Raw genomic sequence first — 16,797 nt, forward strand, 5'->3', positions numbered from 1 at the left:
TTGTGGAAAATAGTCAGGATAAATAAATTTATTTTAGCGTTTACGAAAATCTCCGATTACTTCGACCGTCTGAACAATGTTGACGAAAGCCTTCTTATCCACCTCAGAAATCATTTTGCGTAATTCTGCCAATTCATAACGTGTGGTAACTGTCATCAACATATCTCGTTCCTCGCTGGTAAACGCACCTCTGGTCTTAATGATTGTAACGCCACGAGGAAGCTTCAACAGTCTAGAAGCAAGCTCTTGTGTGTGGTTAGTGACAATTAATGCAGTTACTTTGTGGTGTGGGGTATGAACGGCATCAATTATTTTTCCCGTTAAATAGATCGACAGCATAGAATAAAGAGCGGCATTCCAATCATTCTTCAGAAATCCAAGTGCAGCGACAACTACAGTATTCAAAAGAATTGTAAGAATGCCGATGGGTAAGTTTCTATAACGTGTTATAATAGAGGCGATGATGTCAAAGCCACCCGTGGAGCCACCATATCGCAGCGTTGTAGTTGTACCAAGACCGACAAGCACTCCGCCAAAGACGGATGCTAAGAGCCGATCGTTCGTCAGCTTGATTTCAGGTATAACCTGCAGAAAAAAAGCCGTGGATATTACCGTGACTATGCTAAGCCCAATAAATCGTTTCCCTAAAATGCGATATCCCCAGAGCAAAATAGGGACATTTAGGGCAAAATACAACCAGCCGATGTTCCATCCGCTTAAGTATCCAATAACCATGGCAACACCGGAAACTCCGCTGCTTAACAGCTTTTCAGGGATAAGAAGCAGTTGGAAACCACAACCGACTGCAGCAGCACTGATTATCATCAAAAATATGGGGCCAATCTGGGCTATCCTTTTCATGCTAGCACTCCTTTGTGAGCTAAACGGGACAATGTAATCTTAGGTTCCCCCAGGAAAAGAAAATTCAATAAATGGTATACTTTTCCTAAGGCTGGAGTTTACAAGATGGTTTGTGCTATAATGAACTGATCATTTTTTTGGAAGCCGTAAGTTGAAGGCCCAACACAGAAGGAGATTGAAAAAGTTTGAGCACATTTGCAGAGTTTGGTTTGGAGCCTGATGTTCTTCAAGCCATATCGGAGATGGGATTTGAAGAGGCGACCCCAATCCAAGCGAAAGCCATACCCATTGCCATAGCAGGCAAAGATATGATCGGGCAGGCGCAGACAGGTACAGGTAAAACCGCAGCATTTGGTATACCAATGATTACCAAGATTTCACCATCGGAAGATCGTATCGTTGCGCTAATCATGGCGCCGACTCGCGAACTCGCGATTCAGGTATCGGAAGAAATTGAGAAGCTTGGACGTTTCAAGGGACTTCGTTCCTTGGCTATATATGGCGGTCAAGACATCTCACGTCAAATCCGCTCCTTGAAGCGGAAGCCGCAAATCATTATCGGAACACCAGGTCGTTTGTTAGACCACATTAATCGTAAAACCATTCGTCTTGACGATGTTCGCACAATCGTACTTGATGAAGCGGACGAAATGCTGGATATGGGCTTTATGGAGGATATTCAATCCATCCTTAGACTCGTTCCAGAAGATCGCCAGACTTTGTTGTTCTCGGCAACGATGCCTACGAACATTCAGAAGTTAGCGCAACAGTTTTTGCGTAATCCGGAGCATGTGAAGGTCGAGTCGAAGTTGCTTAGCGCACCTTTGATTGAACAGCATTATGTTGAAATTCATGAGCGTATGAAATTTGACGGACTATGCCGACTTCTTGACATGGAACCGCCAGAACTAGCTATCATCTTTGGTCGTACCAAGCGTCGTGTAGCTGAGCTTTCAGAAGCATTGATGAAACGCGGCTATGCTTGCGATGGATTACATGGTGATTTGTCCCAAAATCAACGTGACTCCGTAATGCGTAAGTTCCGTGACGGAAGTATCGACATTTTGGTTGCTACTGACGTTGCAGCTCGTGGTTTGGATGTATCTGGCGTAACTCACGTAATCAACTTTGACCTTCCGCAAGATCCGGAAAGCTATGTTCACCGGATTGGTCGTACAGGTCGTGCGGGTAAAGAAGGTACTTCATGGTCCTTCGTTACTGCTCGTGAGACAGATCACTTGCACTTCATTGAGAAAGTGACGCGTCATCGTATTTCCAAGAAAACATTGCCAACGTTAACTGAAGCAATGGAAGGCAAACAAAAGCTGATGGCAGAACGCATCATGGACACCATTCGTTCCGAAGAAGAAGTCAATCCTTTCAAATGGGTGGCTATGCAGCTTCTGGAGCAATATGATTCCGTTGAGTTACTTGCAGCAGCTATGAAATTGCTAACAGGCGACAAGAAAGACGTGAATGTAGAATTGACTCCGGAGGATCCGATTCGTTCGAAGAAACGCAAATTCGAAGGCAATCGTGGTGGTTACGGAAGTGGCGGCGGAAGCAGCAGCGGACGTCGTTATGGCGGAAGCAATGGTTCCAGCTCCAGCTCTAGCTCCGGTGGTGGCCAAGGCGCATGGCGTCAAGGACAAGGTCGTAGCGATTCACGTGGTGGTTCCGGATATGGCGGCGGTCAACGCAAGCCATACAATGGCGGTAATCGTTCTAACAGCAGCAGCAGTGATAGCAGCTACCGTGATTCTAATCGTGGCGGTCGTCCAGAACGCCGCGAAGGTAGTCGCTCCAGCGAAGATTTCGTAAAAGTATAAACAATAGCTTACTGACGAACGTCATCAGGGAGGAATCCCCATGGAAATGCGGGGCATGATGGGTGGCTTTTATAAGCTATCCGAATGGATCATGAGGTTGTCAGTTACAAATGTATTATGGCTTCTCACATCAATACCTTTTTGGTTCTTGGTGATCGTTTTCCTTAATGCTAGTGAGGTTGGACAACTGCAGGCGGTAATTATTCCGCTTGCGGTTGTGGCCCCATTTACCTTGTTTCCGGCGACCTCAGCTATGTTTTCGGTCGCCCGGAAATGGGTATTAGGAGACACGGATGTTCCGTTGCTCAAAACCTTTTTCCGTAGCTACAAGCAGAATTATGTGCAAGCAATGCTTGGTGGTATTGTCTATGCGTTGTTATTTGCGATATTGATTATTGATTTCCAGGTTTATTTGAAACAAATGGCCGGTTATCAATTGCTCGCATACTTATTTGTCGCATTGATGCTGTTATTGCTAATCTCTTTGCTGCACTTCTTCTCCCTTTTATCCCATTTTCATATGAAAACGATTCAATTGCTCAAGAATGCTCTTATTCTTACAATTGGTCGTCCAATTCGTTCGTTGATAATGGCTATTGGTGCGGTGGCAGTTCTATTCATTAGTACGAGATTCACGTTTCTGATCCCATTCTTTTTTGGAAGCATGATTGCTGTCTACACCTTCTACAACTTTAATCTCGTTATTCAGAAGATGATGCTAATGAAGGAAGCAGCTGATGAGGAGAAAGATTCCGAATCTGATTCCGAAGAAGTAGAGAAGTAATCCCAAGGTTTAACATTTTACTTTTCTTAACCACCTGCTTATAATGAGAATACTCCTGCCATGTGCGTTACGACGTCCTAAGTGTTTTGAACCAATGTTTGTTTCACGGGAGCTCTAGATTGCTGAGTAGCTGACATGCCCTCGAAAAGGGAAGTCAAAAGCTTAGCTGCGGGCACCCACCTGCCAAAGCAGGTTCAGAAACATTTACGTCGGACGGCATAGGCGGGTTTTCTCTATCCTTGGTCTTTAATCCCCGGGTTAGGCGTGGTAAGATAGAATGTAGCGCCTAAGGTACCCGGAGGGAGAGAGAGTATTGAAGCGAACGCTGATTGGATTAATCCGCAGCCACGAACATACAAGCGATAAGGCGAAAGATCCTAAGCTTAAGTCTCATTATTATCGGCTATCGAAGGATCGTGCTTGGGACGAGGTCACTTCCATTCTGAAGAAAATGAAGGGCTATAAGGTTCTTCATGAAGTACAGAATGTTGGAGAAATCGTCATGGAAAAGAAAACGATGTCTGGTCGTACAATGGATATTACAATTCAAGTGGTTGGTACAGGCCCTGGTAATACGGCAGTTGATATTTATTCCGCTTCCCGTGGATCACTAGGTGATTTGGGTTCGAATTATCGTATTATTCAGGAGATATATAGTGTATTAGATCGCAAGCTGTCCTCATACAAAAGTTAAATCGACGAAACACAAAATACAAAAGCGAGGAAGGTGGTTTACCTTTCCTCGCTTTTGTTGTATTTGTTTATTGTATCGTGTTTAATTAGATCAGGCTTTTAACTGCAGTTAGTGCATTTTCATAATTCGGGTGCTCAGTCATTTCGCTAAGGACTTCTACATAAGTAATTTGATTGTTACCGTCCACTACGAAAATGGCTCTCATATCCAAATGAATTTCTTTAATGAAGACGCCATAAGCCTTACCAAAGCTATTATCTTTGTAATCCGAAAGCAAGACAACACGGTCTACACCTGCCGCACCACACCAGCGAGCTTGAGCGAAGGGTAAATCCGCGCTTACGGTAATAATAACAACATTGTCACCTAACTTAGATGCTTCTTCGTTGAGGCGGCGAGTTTGCGCGTCACAGACACCTGTATCTATTGATGGAACAACGCTGATAAGCTTTACTTTTCCTGCGAAATCTTGCAGAGATGAAGTTTCAAGCAGGTTTTTGTTTAGGGTGAAATCAGGAGCGGAATCCCCAGCCTTTAATACGGGACCAACGAGTGTGATTGGATTTCCTTTAAGAGCAGCTGAACGTTCTTGAGACATGAATTTATTCCTCCTTTATTGATAAGGTTTGCCGTTATCATTATAATCGTTATCGAAGACCATTGTCCAATCATTGGAATCTGAAGGATGGGCATGGAAGGGGATACTCCATTGGAATTAAGGCAATTACAATATTTCGTTCATGTCGCTCGACTACAACACGTTACGAAAGCCGCGGAGGAGCTTCATGTGGCTCAATCTGCAGTCAGCAGACAAATCCATAGGCTTGAAGAAGAGCTTGGGATTCCCCTGTTTATGCAGCGAGGACGCAATGTTCAATTGACTCCAGTGGGCCAATTGTTCCTTCGGCGAGCGGAAGCTGTGCTTGGTGATCTGGATCGTGCAGTCATGGAAATTCATGAATTTATTGATCCCGAAGTCGGGGAGATCAGATTAGGATTTCCGCATAGCTTAGGAATTCACCTTGTGCCCCAAGTTGTTGCCGCATTCCGTAAGCTGCATCCGAATGTTAAGTTTCGATTCCGCCAAGGGATGTATCCATCGCTCATTCGGGATGTTGTGGATGCAGAGGTCGATATTGCGTTCATATCCCCGTTCCCTGAGAAAAGTGAACAAGTTACTGGGGAGGTCATCTTAACAGAAGAGCTATTCGCGATTCTGCCTAAAACGCATAAGTTTGCGATGGAGGATTCGATTCGATTAAGTGATCTTAAAGATGAAAACTTTGTTTTATTTAGTTCAGGTTATTCTTTACGACCAATCGTTTGGGATGCATGCAAGGAAGCGGGCTTTACTCCTAAAATCGGCTTTGAAGGCGAGGAGTCGGGAACCATTCGTGGACTCGTCGCGGCTGGGATGGGTGTAAGCTTGCTGCCGGAAATGGCGATGTATGAGACAAGCTCAATGATGCCAGCAGTTGTTAAGATCAGCGAGCCGCATGTTACTCGAACAATTGGGCTTATTAGACGTACGGGGGAAAAGCTACCTCTGGTTGTTCAGATTTTTCATGAGTTCCTGCTTGATTTTTTCAATAAAAAATATAAGTCATTGTGACTTTGTTTGACCATAAAAACAAGTGAATAAGAGGTTGCCTTTGAAGAGGTGGCCCCAAAACGAAAAATAGGTAGTGCTGGAATTTCCATGCACCACCTATTTTTTCTGTTTAAATGCTCTTTTTTTAGTCCCGGTTATTGTTCGTGAAGATCAGAATGTATTTCAACAGCTCGAGAAGAGCGATCAGGGCAGCTGCTACATAAGTTAGCGCAGCCGCATTTAATACTTTGGCAACTCCTCGTTCTTCTTCGTGAGTAATAAAGCCTTCCGAAATCATCAGATCACGAGCGCGTGAGCTTGCATTAAATTCGACAGGTAGCGTTACGAGCTGAAAAGCAACGGCAGCTGAGAAGAAGATGATCCCAATTCCAATCAAATTGAATGAGGAGAGTAGGAATCCTGCGATGAGCAGGATAGGTGCGGCTCCAGAGGCTAAACGAACGGCTGGAAACATTCGATGACGCAACACGAGCATGGGGTAGGAGTTCTGATGCTGGATCGCATGACCGACTTCGTGGCAGGCAACTGAAATTGCGGATATTGAATTTTCATAATAAACAGGCTCTGACAACCGTACAACACGTTTGATCGGATCGTAGTGATCAGACAATTTACCTGGGACGGGCTCGATCGGCACATCATGAAGGCCGTTGTGGTCTAACATACGCCTTGCTGCATCATATCCAGTTAAACCACTCGCGCTGTGCACGCCAGACCATCGGTTAAATGTACTCTTAACTCGGTATTGAGCCCACAGTGACAAGAGAAAAGCGATGATGATGAGATAATCCATCGGGTGAAAGAGAATCATGGTGTTGTCCCTCCGTCTATTGGGTGGATGTCATAAGCTAAGCTACATAAAGTTACTCTTCCCTAAAAGGAGAAGTAGAGCCTCTACGCAAGCGGCAGTTTGAGGTGTGATGGCGTGAAAAAGACGTTTCACCTGCTGTGGCTTCATTTGATCGAGAACAGGCTCGAGGTCTTTAACTTCTCGTTCCAGTTGGGCTAAATGAGTTTGTAGCTCTGAAAGCTTACGCGTTACATCTTCATCAGCGACGATGCGTTTCAATGAAGTGAATTGCTCACGAATTTCTTCTAATGAATATTTTTGTGCCTTTAGCTGTTCAATTCTCCGTATGCGAGCTACAGTATCATCGTCATAAAGGCGGTAATTACCGGTCGAGCGTTTGATTGGGGCTAATAGGCCTAAGCCTGTGTAGTAATCGATTGTACGAGGGCTAATGCCGGCTAACGCGGATAGTTCACCAATCCGGTACAGGCGCGGGGAATTCATAGCTCCATTTCGCATCGGTACACCTTCTTTCTTGCTAATAACTTTTTTCTTATCATACCGAATGAGGAACCGTACAGTCAAACGTGATACTTAGCCCCACGAGACGTACTATTATAGGATTTTTAAAAACCACGGAACATATACTTACATGAAGGACGAATGGGGAGGAAGAAAATAGGCAGTGTGGTCTGAAATCCATGAGCATAAAAGTAAGAGTTGGATTTTTTAATGGTCTAATTCCTAACATGAATAGATGAAAACTCTAAATAAACAGCTCTAAAATAAGAAAAGTGAATTATTTTTTGTGATTTATATTGTCAAAATGCTTTTATCATCCTATAATGACACTAAGTCTTTCGTTAGATGTCATGTAATATTACATTTGAGGAGTGGTCGTTGTGGTTAAGAAAAGTTTAGTTTCATTAGGAGCACTTCTCGTGCTGTTTCCGACAATCGCATTTGCTGAGGATCCATCTGCAGGTCAACTTAACATGGGGCTTAATGCATTATGGGTAATGCTTGCAGCTATTCTTGTTATTCTTATGCAAGGTGGATTTATACTTCTAGAGGCTGGTTCCACACGAATGAAAAATGCAGGTCATGTTGCGGGTAAAACAATCTTCACGCTTGGCCTAGCTTCGATCGTATATTGGGCAGTTGGATACGGCATCACTTTTGGAGGAGACGCTTCTGAGTCTCTAAACAAATTCATTGGGTTAGGAAGCTTCTTTTTTAATCCGGAAATTGCTTCGATAGACAATGGAGCACCTTCCTCTATATTCTTCATCTTCCAATTAGCATTTGCTGCCGTATCGCTCTCGATTGCATGGGGTGGATTCGCAGAACGGGCTAAGCTATCTGCTTACCTTATCTTCACACTATTCTTCGTATCTGTTATTTATCCGGTTGTTGCTCACTGGATTTGGGGCGGCGGATTTCTTGCAGCAGATGGTGCACAAGACTTCGCGGGTTCGACAGTTGTTCACTTAACGGGTGCTATCGCTGCTCTAGCGGCAACGATATTATTGAAACCTCGTATTGGTAAATTTAATAAAGATGGCTCTGCAAACGAAATTCTTGGTCATAACCAAGTGTTCACAGCGTTATCGGTATTGATTTTGTGGGTAGGTTGGTTTGGGTTTAATGCAGGTAGTACAATCGCGATCGGTGATGGATTCTTCGGCTTCGTCGCATTCAACACGCAATTAGGTGCTGCAGCTGGTGCGGTAGCTGCGATGTTGATCTCATGGTTGGTTAACGGGAAAGCGGATATTACGGCAATGCTTAATGGTGCACTAGCTGGACTTGTAGCCATCACAGCGTCTTGTGCGTTCGTAGATCCTTGGGCAGCGGTTGTTATCGGTTTGGTTGCAGGTGTACTCGTATTCTTCAGTGCTAAATTTTTCGAAAAAATGAAAATAGACGATCCGATCTATGCACTTTCTGTTCATGGAGCAGCAGGAGTTTGGGGTACGCTAGCGAATGGTTTGTTTGCTACAGAAGAATTGTCCGCAAAAGTTGGTGTGGGTAGAGCGGGATTGTTCGAAGGCGGCGGCTGGGAGCAATTGTGGGTGCAATTTGAGTCGGTTGTTATCGCTGGAGCTTTCGCTTTCATCGCATCGTTCATCGTATTGTGGGTAGTGAAGAAAGCAATTGGTTTCCGTGTAACAGAAGAGCAAGAAATTGTTGGTTTGGATTTAAGTGAGCACGGTAACTATGGTTATCCAGAGCAAATGAAAAAAGCTGGAACGTCGGTCTAATCCAATAGTCCATATACCGGCGTAAATACAGGAGGGGTTGAAGCCGCATGCATAATCCCTTAAGGGAGAAGCGGTTGCTTGACATCGCCGGCGCCGAGAATATTGAGCAACTTAGAGAGATAAGAGTTAGAGAACAAAACCGATTGACAATGGAGCTATCCGAATCTTCAACACACGAAGTGGTAGAGTCGCTCAATGAGCTTCATGACGCTCTAATTACTCAAACGTTAAAGTTTGCGGAGAACGAATTGGCACGGTTGGGGCTAGGTGCCCCTCCCGTGCTTTATGCGTATATGCTATATGGCAGTGGTGGTCGTTATGAGCAAACGATGTACAGTGATCAAGACAGTGGCTTAGTGTATGCTGACCCTTCTAATGAGCTTGATAAAGGTCGATGTCAGAACTATTTTCCTCTGTTAGCTGAAACGGTAGTTCAATATTTAATTGCTCTGGAGTATCCTCCGTGTGAAGGAAATGTAATTTCGTCCAATCCGGAATGGTGCTTGTCATTTCAGGGCTGGGTGAACAAAATCGAAAACTGGTTCGCTGAACCGAGCTGGGAAAATGTTAGGTATCTGCTAATTGTCGCTGATGGACGAGCGGTGTTTGGGAATATGGAGCTAGCGGGTAAATTACAGGATCATTTCTATAATGATTTACTTAATCATCCGATTATTGCTCGTCGAATGATGGAAAATACACTCAAGCACAAAATGCTTGTTGGAGTATTTGGTCAATTGTTAACGGAGAGATACGGTGAAAATGCTGGAAGCTTAGATATTAAGTATGGTGCATATATTCCTATGGTTAATGCTTTCAGGCTGCTTGCCACGCAAGCGGGCATTCGTGAGACGAGTACACTTCAGCGAATTCAAGCGCTAAGGCTAAAGAACCTCTTGACCGAAGAAGAAGCGGATGAAGCGTACGAAGCATTCTCTTTCTTCTTGAAAATGCGATTGCTAACTACGATTATGAATGATGGAAAGCTATCTCCGGAGCAATTAACTAAAGAATTGATAGATTTGTTGAAGAAGGCTTTGAAGGCTGGCAAAAAAATTCAGCGTAAAGTTCAAAGGGAGTTGCAGCACCGCTTCGGCGGGAGGTGATAGCGATGAAGGAACCCAAAAATACGAATTCAATGGGGAGAATGTGGAACTTATACAAGATGGGCGGAATTACTCCGGCTATTGCATCCATGCTTGGCTCATCTAATGCTCAACAAATGGCCTTTATCCGTTCCATGTCACGGGATCAACGGAAGGAAAGCTCTTTGGAAATGCAACTTTCAGAGATGGAGGCTGTTGTTTTCGATCTGGAGACGACAGGATTTCATCCTTACAACGAAGATGAAATTATTTCAATTGGTGGAGTTATTATCCGCGGGGAAAACTTTGAGGATGTGGAGCCATTCTATCAGCTAGTGAATCCGAAAAGAAAAGTTCCTCGTCATATTACGGAGCTAACTGGAATTACGAATGAGATGGCAGAGAATGCGCCCGATTTAATGCAGGTATTGCATGACTTTATGGACTTTGTTGGGAAAAGAGTGTTAATCGCTCATGGTAGCGGACACGATAAGCAATTTTTGAATTGTGCATTGTGGCGCACATCGAAAGTTAATTTAACTCATCGAATCTTGGATACGATGATGATTGCGAAGTGGCTGGAGCCTAGAGCTATCCATTACGGATTGGACGAGGTGCTCGAACGGTTTGGAGTAGAGGTGACGGTACGGCATCATGCGCTTCATGATTCAGTGATGACCTCTAAGCTATACTTTAAATTTTTGAAACTCATCAGAGATAGACAGGTTACAACACTGGGCGAGTTATATGCTTACTTGAGTCGACATTAGACTTAATCGGAAGTCCAACCCAATCTCCTTGGGAATTCCGCGTGAATACGGCGATCACATGATTGCTTTGAGCTAGACTAATAATCCAATAAGTACCCCATGGAATAGATCCTTGGCTGTCATGGAGGCTAGGACGGGTTGATCCTTTTGGGTGGGTATGAAATAAACCAACGATTGTTCGTTGGTTTTTTTGTGCTTTATAGGTAATGGCAATCCAGTCTTCAGGGTGAAAGGAGAAGGAATCTAATGGGGAGGGTGAGATATTACGAATAATACTGAATCCGTCAGCAAGGATGATCCCATCGAATTCAACACCGAATACGACCCCGCATGTTTCATAAGGAAGTCGTTGACGAGTGGCGGATATCATATTATTTTCCAAACTTACAGCTAGTCGCACTTCTGTTATCGTTGATTCCATCACGGCATCACTTCCTCACCATGCATTATGAGGTAACAATGCGATACGGGCAAGCTTCATTGCACTTTTTTTCCTGGTTTAACCATGAAGAATACGAGCCCAAGAGCAATTAACGACAGTGCCGAGACGGTAATGAACACGAGCTGATTTGATTTTCCCATCATCCATCCGAATAGAGGTGGACCTAAGGCGACGCCGAAAAATCTCAAGCTGCTGTAAAGTGATGTGATCATTCCTCGCTCCGCCTTTTCCACTGATCCGGTAATCATCGTATTAAGACAAGGTAGCAATAATCCTGTTCCGATGCTACTAATCGTTAACAAACCAATAAAAAAGTATAAGTTGGTATTCCACCAGATGGCGAGAGCGAGAGAAATGACCATAAGTGCAAGACCAATATTCATGAGCCATCGCATGAGAACTCCGTTCTTCCGGATGACTGATCCCGTAATATACGCAGTGGTCACCATTCCGAAAAGAGGTATCGCCAGCACGAATCCTTTACGAACACCATCAATGGAATAGGGGGGCTCCTCTAAAATATTCGAAAGAAAGAAGAGGACACCAAACAAGATGAACAATGCCAATGATCCAGCGAAAAATGAAGAAATGAGCCAACGCCCATCCTGAGAAAAAATTCTTTTGATGGACTGGAGGTATTGTTTGAGAGGCTTGGGCTCTTCTTTGCGTTTTGGTTCTTTAATGATAAAGATAACAGCAAGCAAGGATAGCAAGCAGAATGCCGGGAAAGCAAAGAAAGCCGCATACCAGACGATTAGTGCAAGCAAGGCTCCGAGAATCGGGCTCACGACCTTACCTGCGCCATTGGAGGCTTCGATTAAACCAAGCGCTTGGCTTTCCTGTCCTCCCTTATACAAGTCTCCGACTAAGGCCATAGCTATGGGGGCAGTACCTGCAGCGCCGATGCCTTGCAGAGCTCTTGCGCCGATAAGAATGCCATAGGAGTCCCAAACTGCCCCAAAGCCTGCCAAAATACCTGCTCCCCCATACACGATAAGAGAAGGGATCATAACGGCTTTACGACTAAATCTGTCTGACAAATATCCAGCGATAGGAATGATTAGTGCTGCGCAAAAAGAAAATAGGCTGATGACCAAGCTACTTTGAAATTGTGAAATTCCTAGCTTGCTTTTCAAAGTCGGTAAAATAGGAACGAGCATCGAATTGCCGAGCACAAGTACTAAAGGGACAGTGGAGAGAGCAATGTATTCCCAAATTTTACTTTTACGACTGCCCTTATCTGAGGAATCGGACTTCCCTTTTGCTTGCTCAGAAGTGGTGTCAGAAGTGATGTCGCTTGTGAAGGTGACACTAATCTTACGCTTGGATTTTGTTGATGACGGCACCTGTTGATCCTCCTTATGACAAAGCCCTGTCCTTGTACATGAATACAGGCTTAAGGTTCCCAAGAGAATCATAAAATATGTGATTAAGAATTTGTATGGATGTTAAAGAAATGTTTCTAGGAGTTGGATGTTGTTGTAATTGGTACAGGAAGCGCAAATGGGGTAAAATAGAGTTAACATAAATGCTTAGAAAGAGATGAGTGTGTACCTGATGAAGAAAAATTATTTAATTTTAGCCTTGGTGTTTATCATTGCTGCTGCAGTATGGTACTGGGAGTCATCGGACAAAAAGTCGGCAGGTCAATTGACAGAAGGGGTTGTGGGCGAAAAAGTTGATGGGGATATTCCAAGCGCTCCTGCGCCAAAAGTTAATCGTTATGCACCTTCCTTTAGTCTCGATTCGTTGGATGGAAATTCAAGTTATGAGGTTGGGGGCAAGCGGGACAAAGTACTTATCATTAATTTCTGGGCAGCTTGGTGTGGGCCTTGTGAATTGGAAGCACCTGATCTAAAAGACATATACGAGAAGCACAAGGATAAGCTGGATTTATATGCGGTCAATGCGACCAAATTCGATAAGGTTAGAGAAGCTAAGGATTTTGTTAAGGAGCAAGAGTTCGTATTTCCTGTATTAACAGATCCAAAGGGTGAGGTTTTGGATATGTATAAGGTGGGTGGGTACCCATTAAGCTTAATCATCGATCGTGATGGGGTCATCCGTCATCGGATAGAGGGCGTTATTGACAGGGAGCAATGGGAGATCTATTTGCAAGAGGTTATGGAATCTTAGTTCGGTTAGCATGAAAAAGAGAGGCCACAGCCTCTCTTTTTTTGTTTAATGATTAATTAATCCGTGCATACCACCAGTAAACTCAGGCTCGAATTCATCCTTGACCATGCCGAGCAGGGCATAACGGATGCTATCAACAAGTGCTTCCCAGCTTGCTTCTATGACGTTGGATGATACACCGACTGTGCTCCAAGTATCTTTGAAATCGGTCGATTCGATCAATACTCTAACTTTTGCCGCAGTTGTATCCTTCTCATCCAGTACACGCACCTTGTAGTCGGTAAGATGGATATCGCGGATACCTGGATAAAAGTGTATGAGTGCTTTACGCAGGGCGTTATCTAAAGCATTCACAGGACCGTTACCTTCGGCGACGGTATATACTTGTTCTCCGGCAACGGTAATTTTCATAATGGCTTCGGTAACCATGCTTCCGCCTGTTTTTTCCACCATAATCTTAAATGAATCCACAGTGAATGCTTGTTGCATGGTTCCGTCGAATGCGTCTCTTAAGAGCAACTCAAGGGAGGCGTCCGCACCTTCGAATTGATAGCCCTGATGCTCAAGCTCCTTGATTCGATCAATGACATCTCTGGACTTCATACCTTCTTGATTGATATCGAGGCCCATTTCCTGAGCTTTGGACAAAATATTACTTTGACCAGCAAGCTCTGACACAAGAACACGCTGTTTGTTCCCAACAAGCTGCGGCTCAATATGCTCATAGGTTTTAGAATCTTTCATGATCGCAGAGACGTGAATACCGCCTTTGTGGGCAAAAGCAGCATTGCCGACGTAAGGTTGGTTAACTGGCATACTAACGTTAGCGATCTCGCTTACATAGCGAGCGACATTCGTGAGCATTTTCAGTTGCTCATTACTAACGCAGCTATAGCCCATTTTCAATTGTAGTGTAGGTAAAATGGAGCAGAGATTTGCGTTGCCACAACGTTCGCCGTAACCATTAATTGTACCTTGGATATGACGAGCGCCAGCAGTAATCGCGGCAAGTGTGTTCGCAACTGCAAGCTCGCTGTCGTTATGGGTGTGGATACCGATTGGAGCATCAATCGTTGTCACTACGCGTGAGACGATTTCGCTAATTTCTCCGGGGAGTGTACCGCCATTCGTATCACACAGAACGATCCAAGCGGCTCCCGCATCCTTCGCTTTTTTGAGCGCAGCCAAGGCATATTCGGGATTCGCTTTATATCCATCGAAGAAGTGTTCAGCATCGAAAAGGGCTTCCATCCCGCTATTTTTCACAAATGCTAACGATTCATAGATCATAGCTAGATTTTCTTCCAAAGTCGTTTGCAATGCAGTGTGAACATGGAAGTCCCAAGATTTGCCGACCAGTGTCGCAGCTTGAGCGCCTGATTCTGTCAAATGCTTGAGGTTGATATCCTGCTCACAGGTGCTATTCTTTCGTCGAGTACTTCCGAATGCAGTCAGTTTAGCTTGCAACTTCATTTCCCGGACACGACGAAAAAACTCGATGTCTTTGCTATTACTGCCAGGATTACCACCTTCAATATAATGGACACCCAAAGCATCAAGCTTTAGAGCAATTTTAACTTTGTCCTCGGCTGTAAGGCTAATACCTTCGCCCTGCGTGCCGTCGCGCAAGGTCGTATCAAAAATACATATTGGAGTTGACATGCTTAAACGGAAAGCCTCCTTCAGTAAAAACAGGTGAAACTATTATAGCACTTCTTGGATAAAATGTAGAGAGCAACGCGTCATTGCCGATGTATTCATTACCTCTGTATAATGAAGGGACGACTAGGAGGGATGAATGTGAGCGATAACGAGGGCGCGAGGAAGAGAAGAATCATTTTACACATTGATATGAACGCGTTCTATTGCTCTGTTCATGCCGCCGAAGAGCCAGATGTATATAAAGGAAAGCCGACAGCTGTTGCCGGAAGTGTGGAGCTGCGGAAAGGAATATTAGTTACAAGCTCATATGAAGCAAGGGCACTGGGAATTCGTACTGGAATGACCGTTCGTCAGGCGCTTATCCTTTGTCCGGAATTGATTCTAATTTCACCTAACTTCGATCTATATCGGAAGTATAGTCGTGGTTTTCTAAAAATTGTAGGCAATTATACACCACTCGTTGAAGCCGTATCGATTGATGAGTGTTTTCTTGATATTACCGGAAGCTCGCAATTCGGCACACCTATTCAAATTGCTGAAACCATTGCATGGAGAGTCAAGGAGGAACTATCCCTGCCTTGTTCAATTGGAATAGCTCCGAATAAGCTGCTCGCTAAGATGGCATCTGATATGCGCAAACCGGATGCGATTACGATTCTTCGTAAGCGGGAAGTGCCTAAACTTTTATGGGGCAAGCCATGCCAAACCTTGTATGGGATCGGTTCTCGTACGGCAGATAAATTGCTAAGGCTTAATATTAGGACGATCGGGGAGCTAGCTGCAGCAGACGAGAAGGTGTTAATAGAGAGATTTGGTGTATATGGTGCATGGATGAAGAGAGCAGCGAACGGATCAGATGATGCTCCGGTTGAACCGCTGCAGGAGGCACCCAAATCAATTGGACATACAACGACTCTCCCAGCGGATTTAATTGATCGAGACCAATATCGGAGAGTACTGCTTAATCTAGCTGACCAGACGACAAGGAGACTAAGGCATCAACGTATGGTATGCTCTACCGTTCAGATTACAATTCGAGATCCAGATATGCGTACAATCTCAAGATCATCAACTTTATCGATTCCAACTGAAGCCAATGAGGATGTCTATAGGATTGCATGTCGACTAATGGATATGCATTGGAAGGAAGGGAACCCGGTCAGGTTGCTTGGCATTACTTTACAGGGCTTGACGCAGAAAAAAGAAACGCCTTTGCAACTGGATCTCTTCTCATATGAGGAAAATCCGAAGAAGGAACGATTGATGAATGCAATGGATATATTAAGGGATAAGTATGGCGAGGATGCGGTACTTACTGCTGGCATGTTAGGGGATGATCCATCTACTCTCATTCGGAATAAGAAGCTTAGAGGGACCTCGCTTCAGAAGGATTTTTTGCGGGAGAAATTGGCAACCGATGAGAATGATTATTAAGAACTGGAAGCGATGGATATGATCTGGAATTTCGTTTGATCTTAGCTAGGTTTTATATTATATTGGACAGTAAGGACTGGACTATTAATGAATTCGGTTAGTAAAGATATTTGGGAGGTTAACTCATGGCTAAGTATACTTACGTAGATAAAGACACATGTATCGCTTGTGGCGCATGCGGCGCTTCTGCACCTGACATTTATGATTATGATGATGAAGGTCTTGCTGAAGTGATTTATAGTAACGATGGAAATCATGGTAACACTGAAATTCCAGAGGATTTATATGATGATCTACAAGATGCATCAGACGGATGTCCTACGGATTCCATCAAGATTGCAGAATCACAATTCAATATGTAATTGATATTGAGAATGAAAACAGCTTATTTCTAGGTGAATAGACCTAGGGGTAAGCTGTTTTTTTGTGTTTCC

17 protein-coding genes and 1 other RNA gene are annotated in these 16,797 nt (G+C 44.1%); 11 read left to right on the forward strand and 7 right to left on the reverse strand.

All coding sequences use genetic code 11. The features are described 5' to 3' along the window. Positions 1 to 33: 33 nt before the first annotated feature. The gene (locus M1K58_RS01000) at positions 34 to 861 is read right to left on the reverse strand and encodes a YitT family protein (RefSeq protein WP_256756802.1); all 828 of its coding nucleotides are present in this window, start codon (positions 859 to 861) and stop codon (positions 34 to 36) included. 185 nt (positions 862 to 1,046) lie between these two features. On the opposite strand from M1K58_RS01000, the gene cshA reads away from it, so the two are divergent. From cshA to M1K58_RS01020, 4 genes are all read left to right on the forward strand, one after another. Beyond that, positions 1,047 to 2,690: a degradosome RNA helicase CshA gene (gene cshA / locus M1K58_RS01005; protein WP_256756804.1), complete on the forward strand. Its 1,644-nt coding sequence runs from the start codon at positions 1,047 to 1,049 to the stop codon at positions 2,688 to 2,690. Positions 2,691 to 2,730: 40 nt separating this feature from the next. Continuing rightward, positions 2,731 to 3,474, forward strand: coding sequence for a YesL family protein (locus M1K58_RS01010; protein ID WP_256756805.1), 744 nt, complete (start codon positions 2,731 to 2,733; stop codon positions 3,472 to 3,474). A 49-nt stretch (positions 3,475 to 3,523) separates the two neighbouring features. Further along, positions 3,524 to 3,707: non-coding RNA, 6S RNA (gene ssrS, locus M1K58_RS01015), on the forward strand. 80 nt (positions 3,708 to 3,787) lie between these two features. Continuing rightward, a complete protein-coding gene (locus tag M1K58_RS01020; protein ID WP_256756806.1) occupies positions 3,788 to 4,168 on the forward strand; it encodes a DUF1499 domain-containing protein in 381 nt (126 codons plus the stop codon). An 85-nt stretch (positions 4,169 to 4,253) separates the two neighbouring features. Here M1K58_RS01020 and tpx read toward each other — a convergent pair whose 3' ends face one another. Then, positions 4,254 to 4,766 carry a thiol peroxidase gene (gene tpx, locus M1K58_RS01025; RefSeq protein ID WP_256756807.1) on the reverse strand — a complete coding sequence of 171 codons (513 nt, stop codon included), beginning with the start codon at positions 4,764 to 4,766 and terminating at the stop codon, positions 4,254 to 4,256. Between the two features lie 111 nt (positions 4,767 to 4,877). Between tpx and gltC the strand changes: the two genes are divergently transcribed. Next, the gene (gltC, locus tag M1K58_RS01030) at positions 4,878 to 5,780 is read left to right on the forward strand and encodes a glutamate biosynthesis transcriptional regulator GltC (RefSeq protein WP_256756808.1); all 903 of its coding nucleotides are present in this window, start codon (positions 4,878 to 4,880) and stop codon (positions 5,778 to 5,780) included. 124 nt (positions 5,781 to 5,904) lie between these two features. Here gltC and M1K58_RS01035 read toward each other — a convergent pair whose 3' ends face one another. Next, the gene (locus M1K58_RS01035; protein WP_256756809.1) at positions 5,905 to 6,591 is read right to left on the reverse strand and encodes a zinc metallopeptidase; all 687 of its coding nucleotides are present in this window, start codon (positions 6,589 to 6,591) and stop codon (positions 5,905 to 5,907) included. A 42-nt stretch (positions 6,592 to 6,633) separates the two neighbouring features. After that, the gene (locus M1K58_RS01040; protein ID WP_256756810.1) at positions 6,634 to 7,089 is read right to left on the reverse strand and encodes a MerR family transcriptional regulator; all 456 of its coding nucleotides are present in this window, start codon (positions 7,087 to 7,089) and stop codon (positions 6,634 to 6,636) included. Positions 7,090 to 7,472: 383 nt separating this feature from the next. Here M1K58_RS01040 and M1K58_RS01045 point away from each other — a divergent pair, with 383 nt between their 5' ends. The 3 genes from M1K58_RS01045 to M1K58_RS01055 are packed head-to-tail and all read left to right on the forward strand — an operon-like array spanning position 7,473 to position 10,689. After that, the gene (locus M1K58_RS01045) at positions 7,473 to 8,834 is read left to right on the forward strand and encodes an ammonium transporter (protein ID WP_256756811.1); all 1,362 of its coding nucleotides are present in this window, start codon (positions 7,473 to 7,475) and stop codon (positions 8,832 to 8,834) included. Between the two features lie 47 nt (positions 8,835 to 8,881). Continuing rightward, on the forward strand, positions 8,882 to 9,940 hold the full coding sequence (locus M1K58_RS01050) for a DUF294 nucleotidyltransferase-like domain-containing protein (RefSeq protein ID WP_256756812.1): 1,059 nt from the start codon (positions 8,882 to 8,884) through the stop codon (positions 9,938 to 9,940). A gap of 5 nt (positions 9,941 to 9,945) precedes the next feature. After that, entirely contained in the window at positions 9,946 to 10,689 is a 744-nt protein-coding gene (locus M1K58_RS01055) for an exonuclease domain-containing protein (protein ID WP_256756813.1), read from the forward strand. On the opposite strand, the gene M1K58_RS01060 is transcribed toward M1K58_RS01055, so the two are convergent. After that, positions 10,646 to 11,110 carry a M67 family metallopeptidase gene (locus M1K58_RS01060; protein WP_256758191.1) on the reverse strand — a complete coding sequence of 155 codons (465 nt, stop codon included), beginning with the start codon at positions 11,108 to 11,110 and terminating at the stop codon, positions 10,646 to 10,648. The two genes, M1K58_RS01055 and M1K58_RS01060, sit on opposite strands and share 44 nt — an antisense overlap. A gap of 56 nt (positions 11,111 to 11,166) precedes the next feature. Next, the gene (locus tag M1K58_RS01065; protein WP_256756814.1) at positions 11,167 to 12,477 is read right to left on the reverse strand and encodes an MFS transporter; all 1,311 of its coding nucleotides are present in this window, start codon (positions 12,475 to 12,477) and stop codon (positions 11,167 to 11,169) included. A gap of 211 nt (positions 12,478 to 12,688) precedes the next feature. Between M1K58_RS01065 and M1K58_RS01070 the strand changes: the two genes are divergently transcribed. Then, a complete protein-coding gene (locus tag M1K58_RS01070) occupies positions 12,689 to 13,267 on the forward strand; it encodes a TlpA family protein disulfide reductase (RefSeq protein WP_256756815.1) in 579 nt (192 codons plus the stop codon). Between the two features lie 45 nt (positions 13,268 to 13,312). Here M1K58_RS01070 and cimA read toward each other — a convergent pair whose 3' ends face one another. Further along, a complete protein-coding gene (gene cimA, locus M1K58_RS01075; RefSeq protein ID WP_256756816.1) occupies positions 13,313 to 14,929 on the reverse strand; it encodes a citramalate synthase in 1,617 nt (538 codons plus the stop codon). Positions 14,930 to 15,061: 132 nt separating this feature from the next. On the opposite strand from cimA, the gene M1K58_RS01080 reads away from it, so the two are divergent. Together M1K58_RS01080 and M1K58_RS01085 are read left to right on the forward strand one after the other, a co-directional pair. Further along, entirely contained in the window at positions 15,062 to 16,363 is a 1,302-nt protein-coding gene (locus M1K58_RS01080) for a DNA polymerase IV (RefSeq protein ID WP_372339086.1), read from the forward strand. A gap of 125 nt (positions 16,364 to 16,488) precedes the next feature. Beyond that, positions 16,489 to 16,725, forward strand: coding sequence for a ferredoxin (locus M1K58_RS01085; protein WP_256756818.1), 237 nt, complete (start codon positions 16,489 to 16,491; stop codon positions 16,723 to 16,725). Positions 16,726 to 16,797: the final 72 nt, after the last annotated feature.

The sequence above is a fragment of the Cohnella sp. WQ 127256 genome (assembly GCF_024519285.1).
Classification (GTDB): Bacteria; Bacillota; Bacilli; order Paenibacillales; family Paenibacillaceae; genus Cohnella.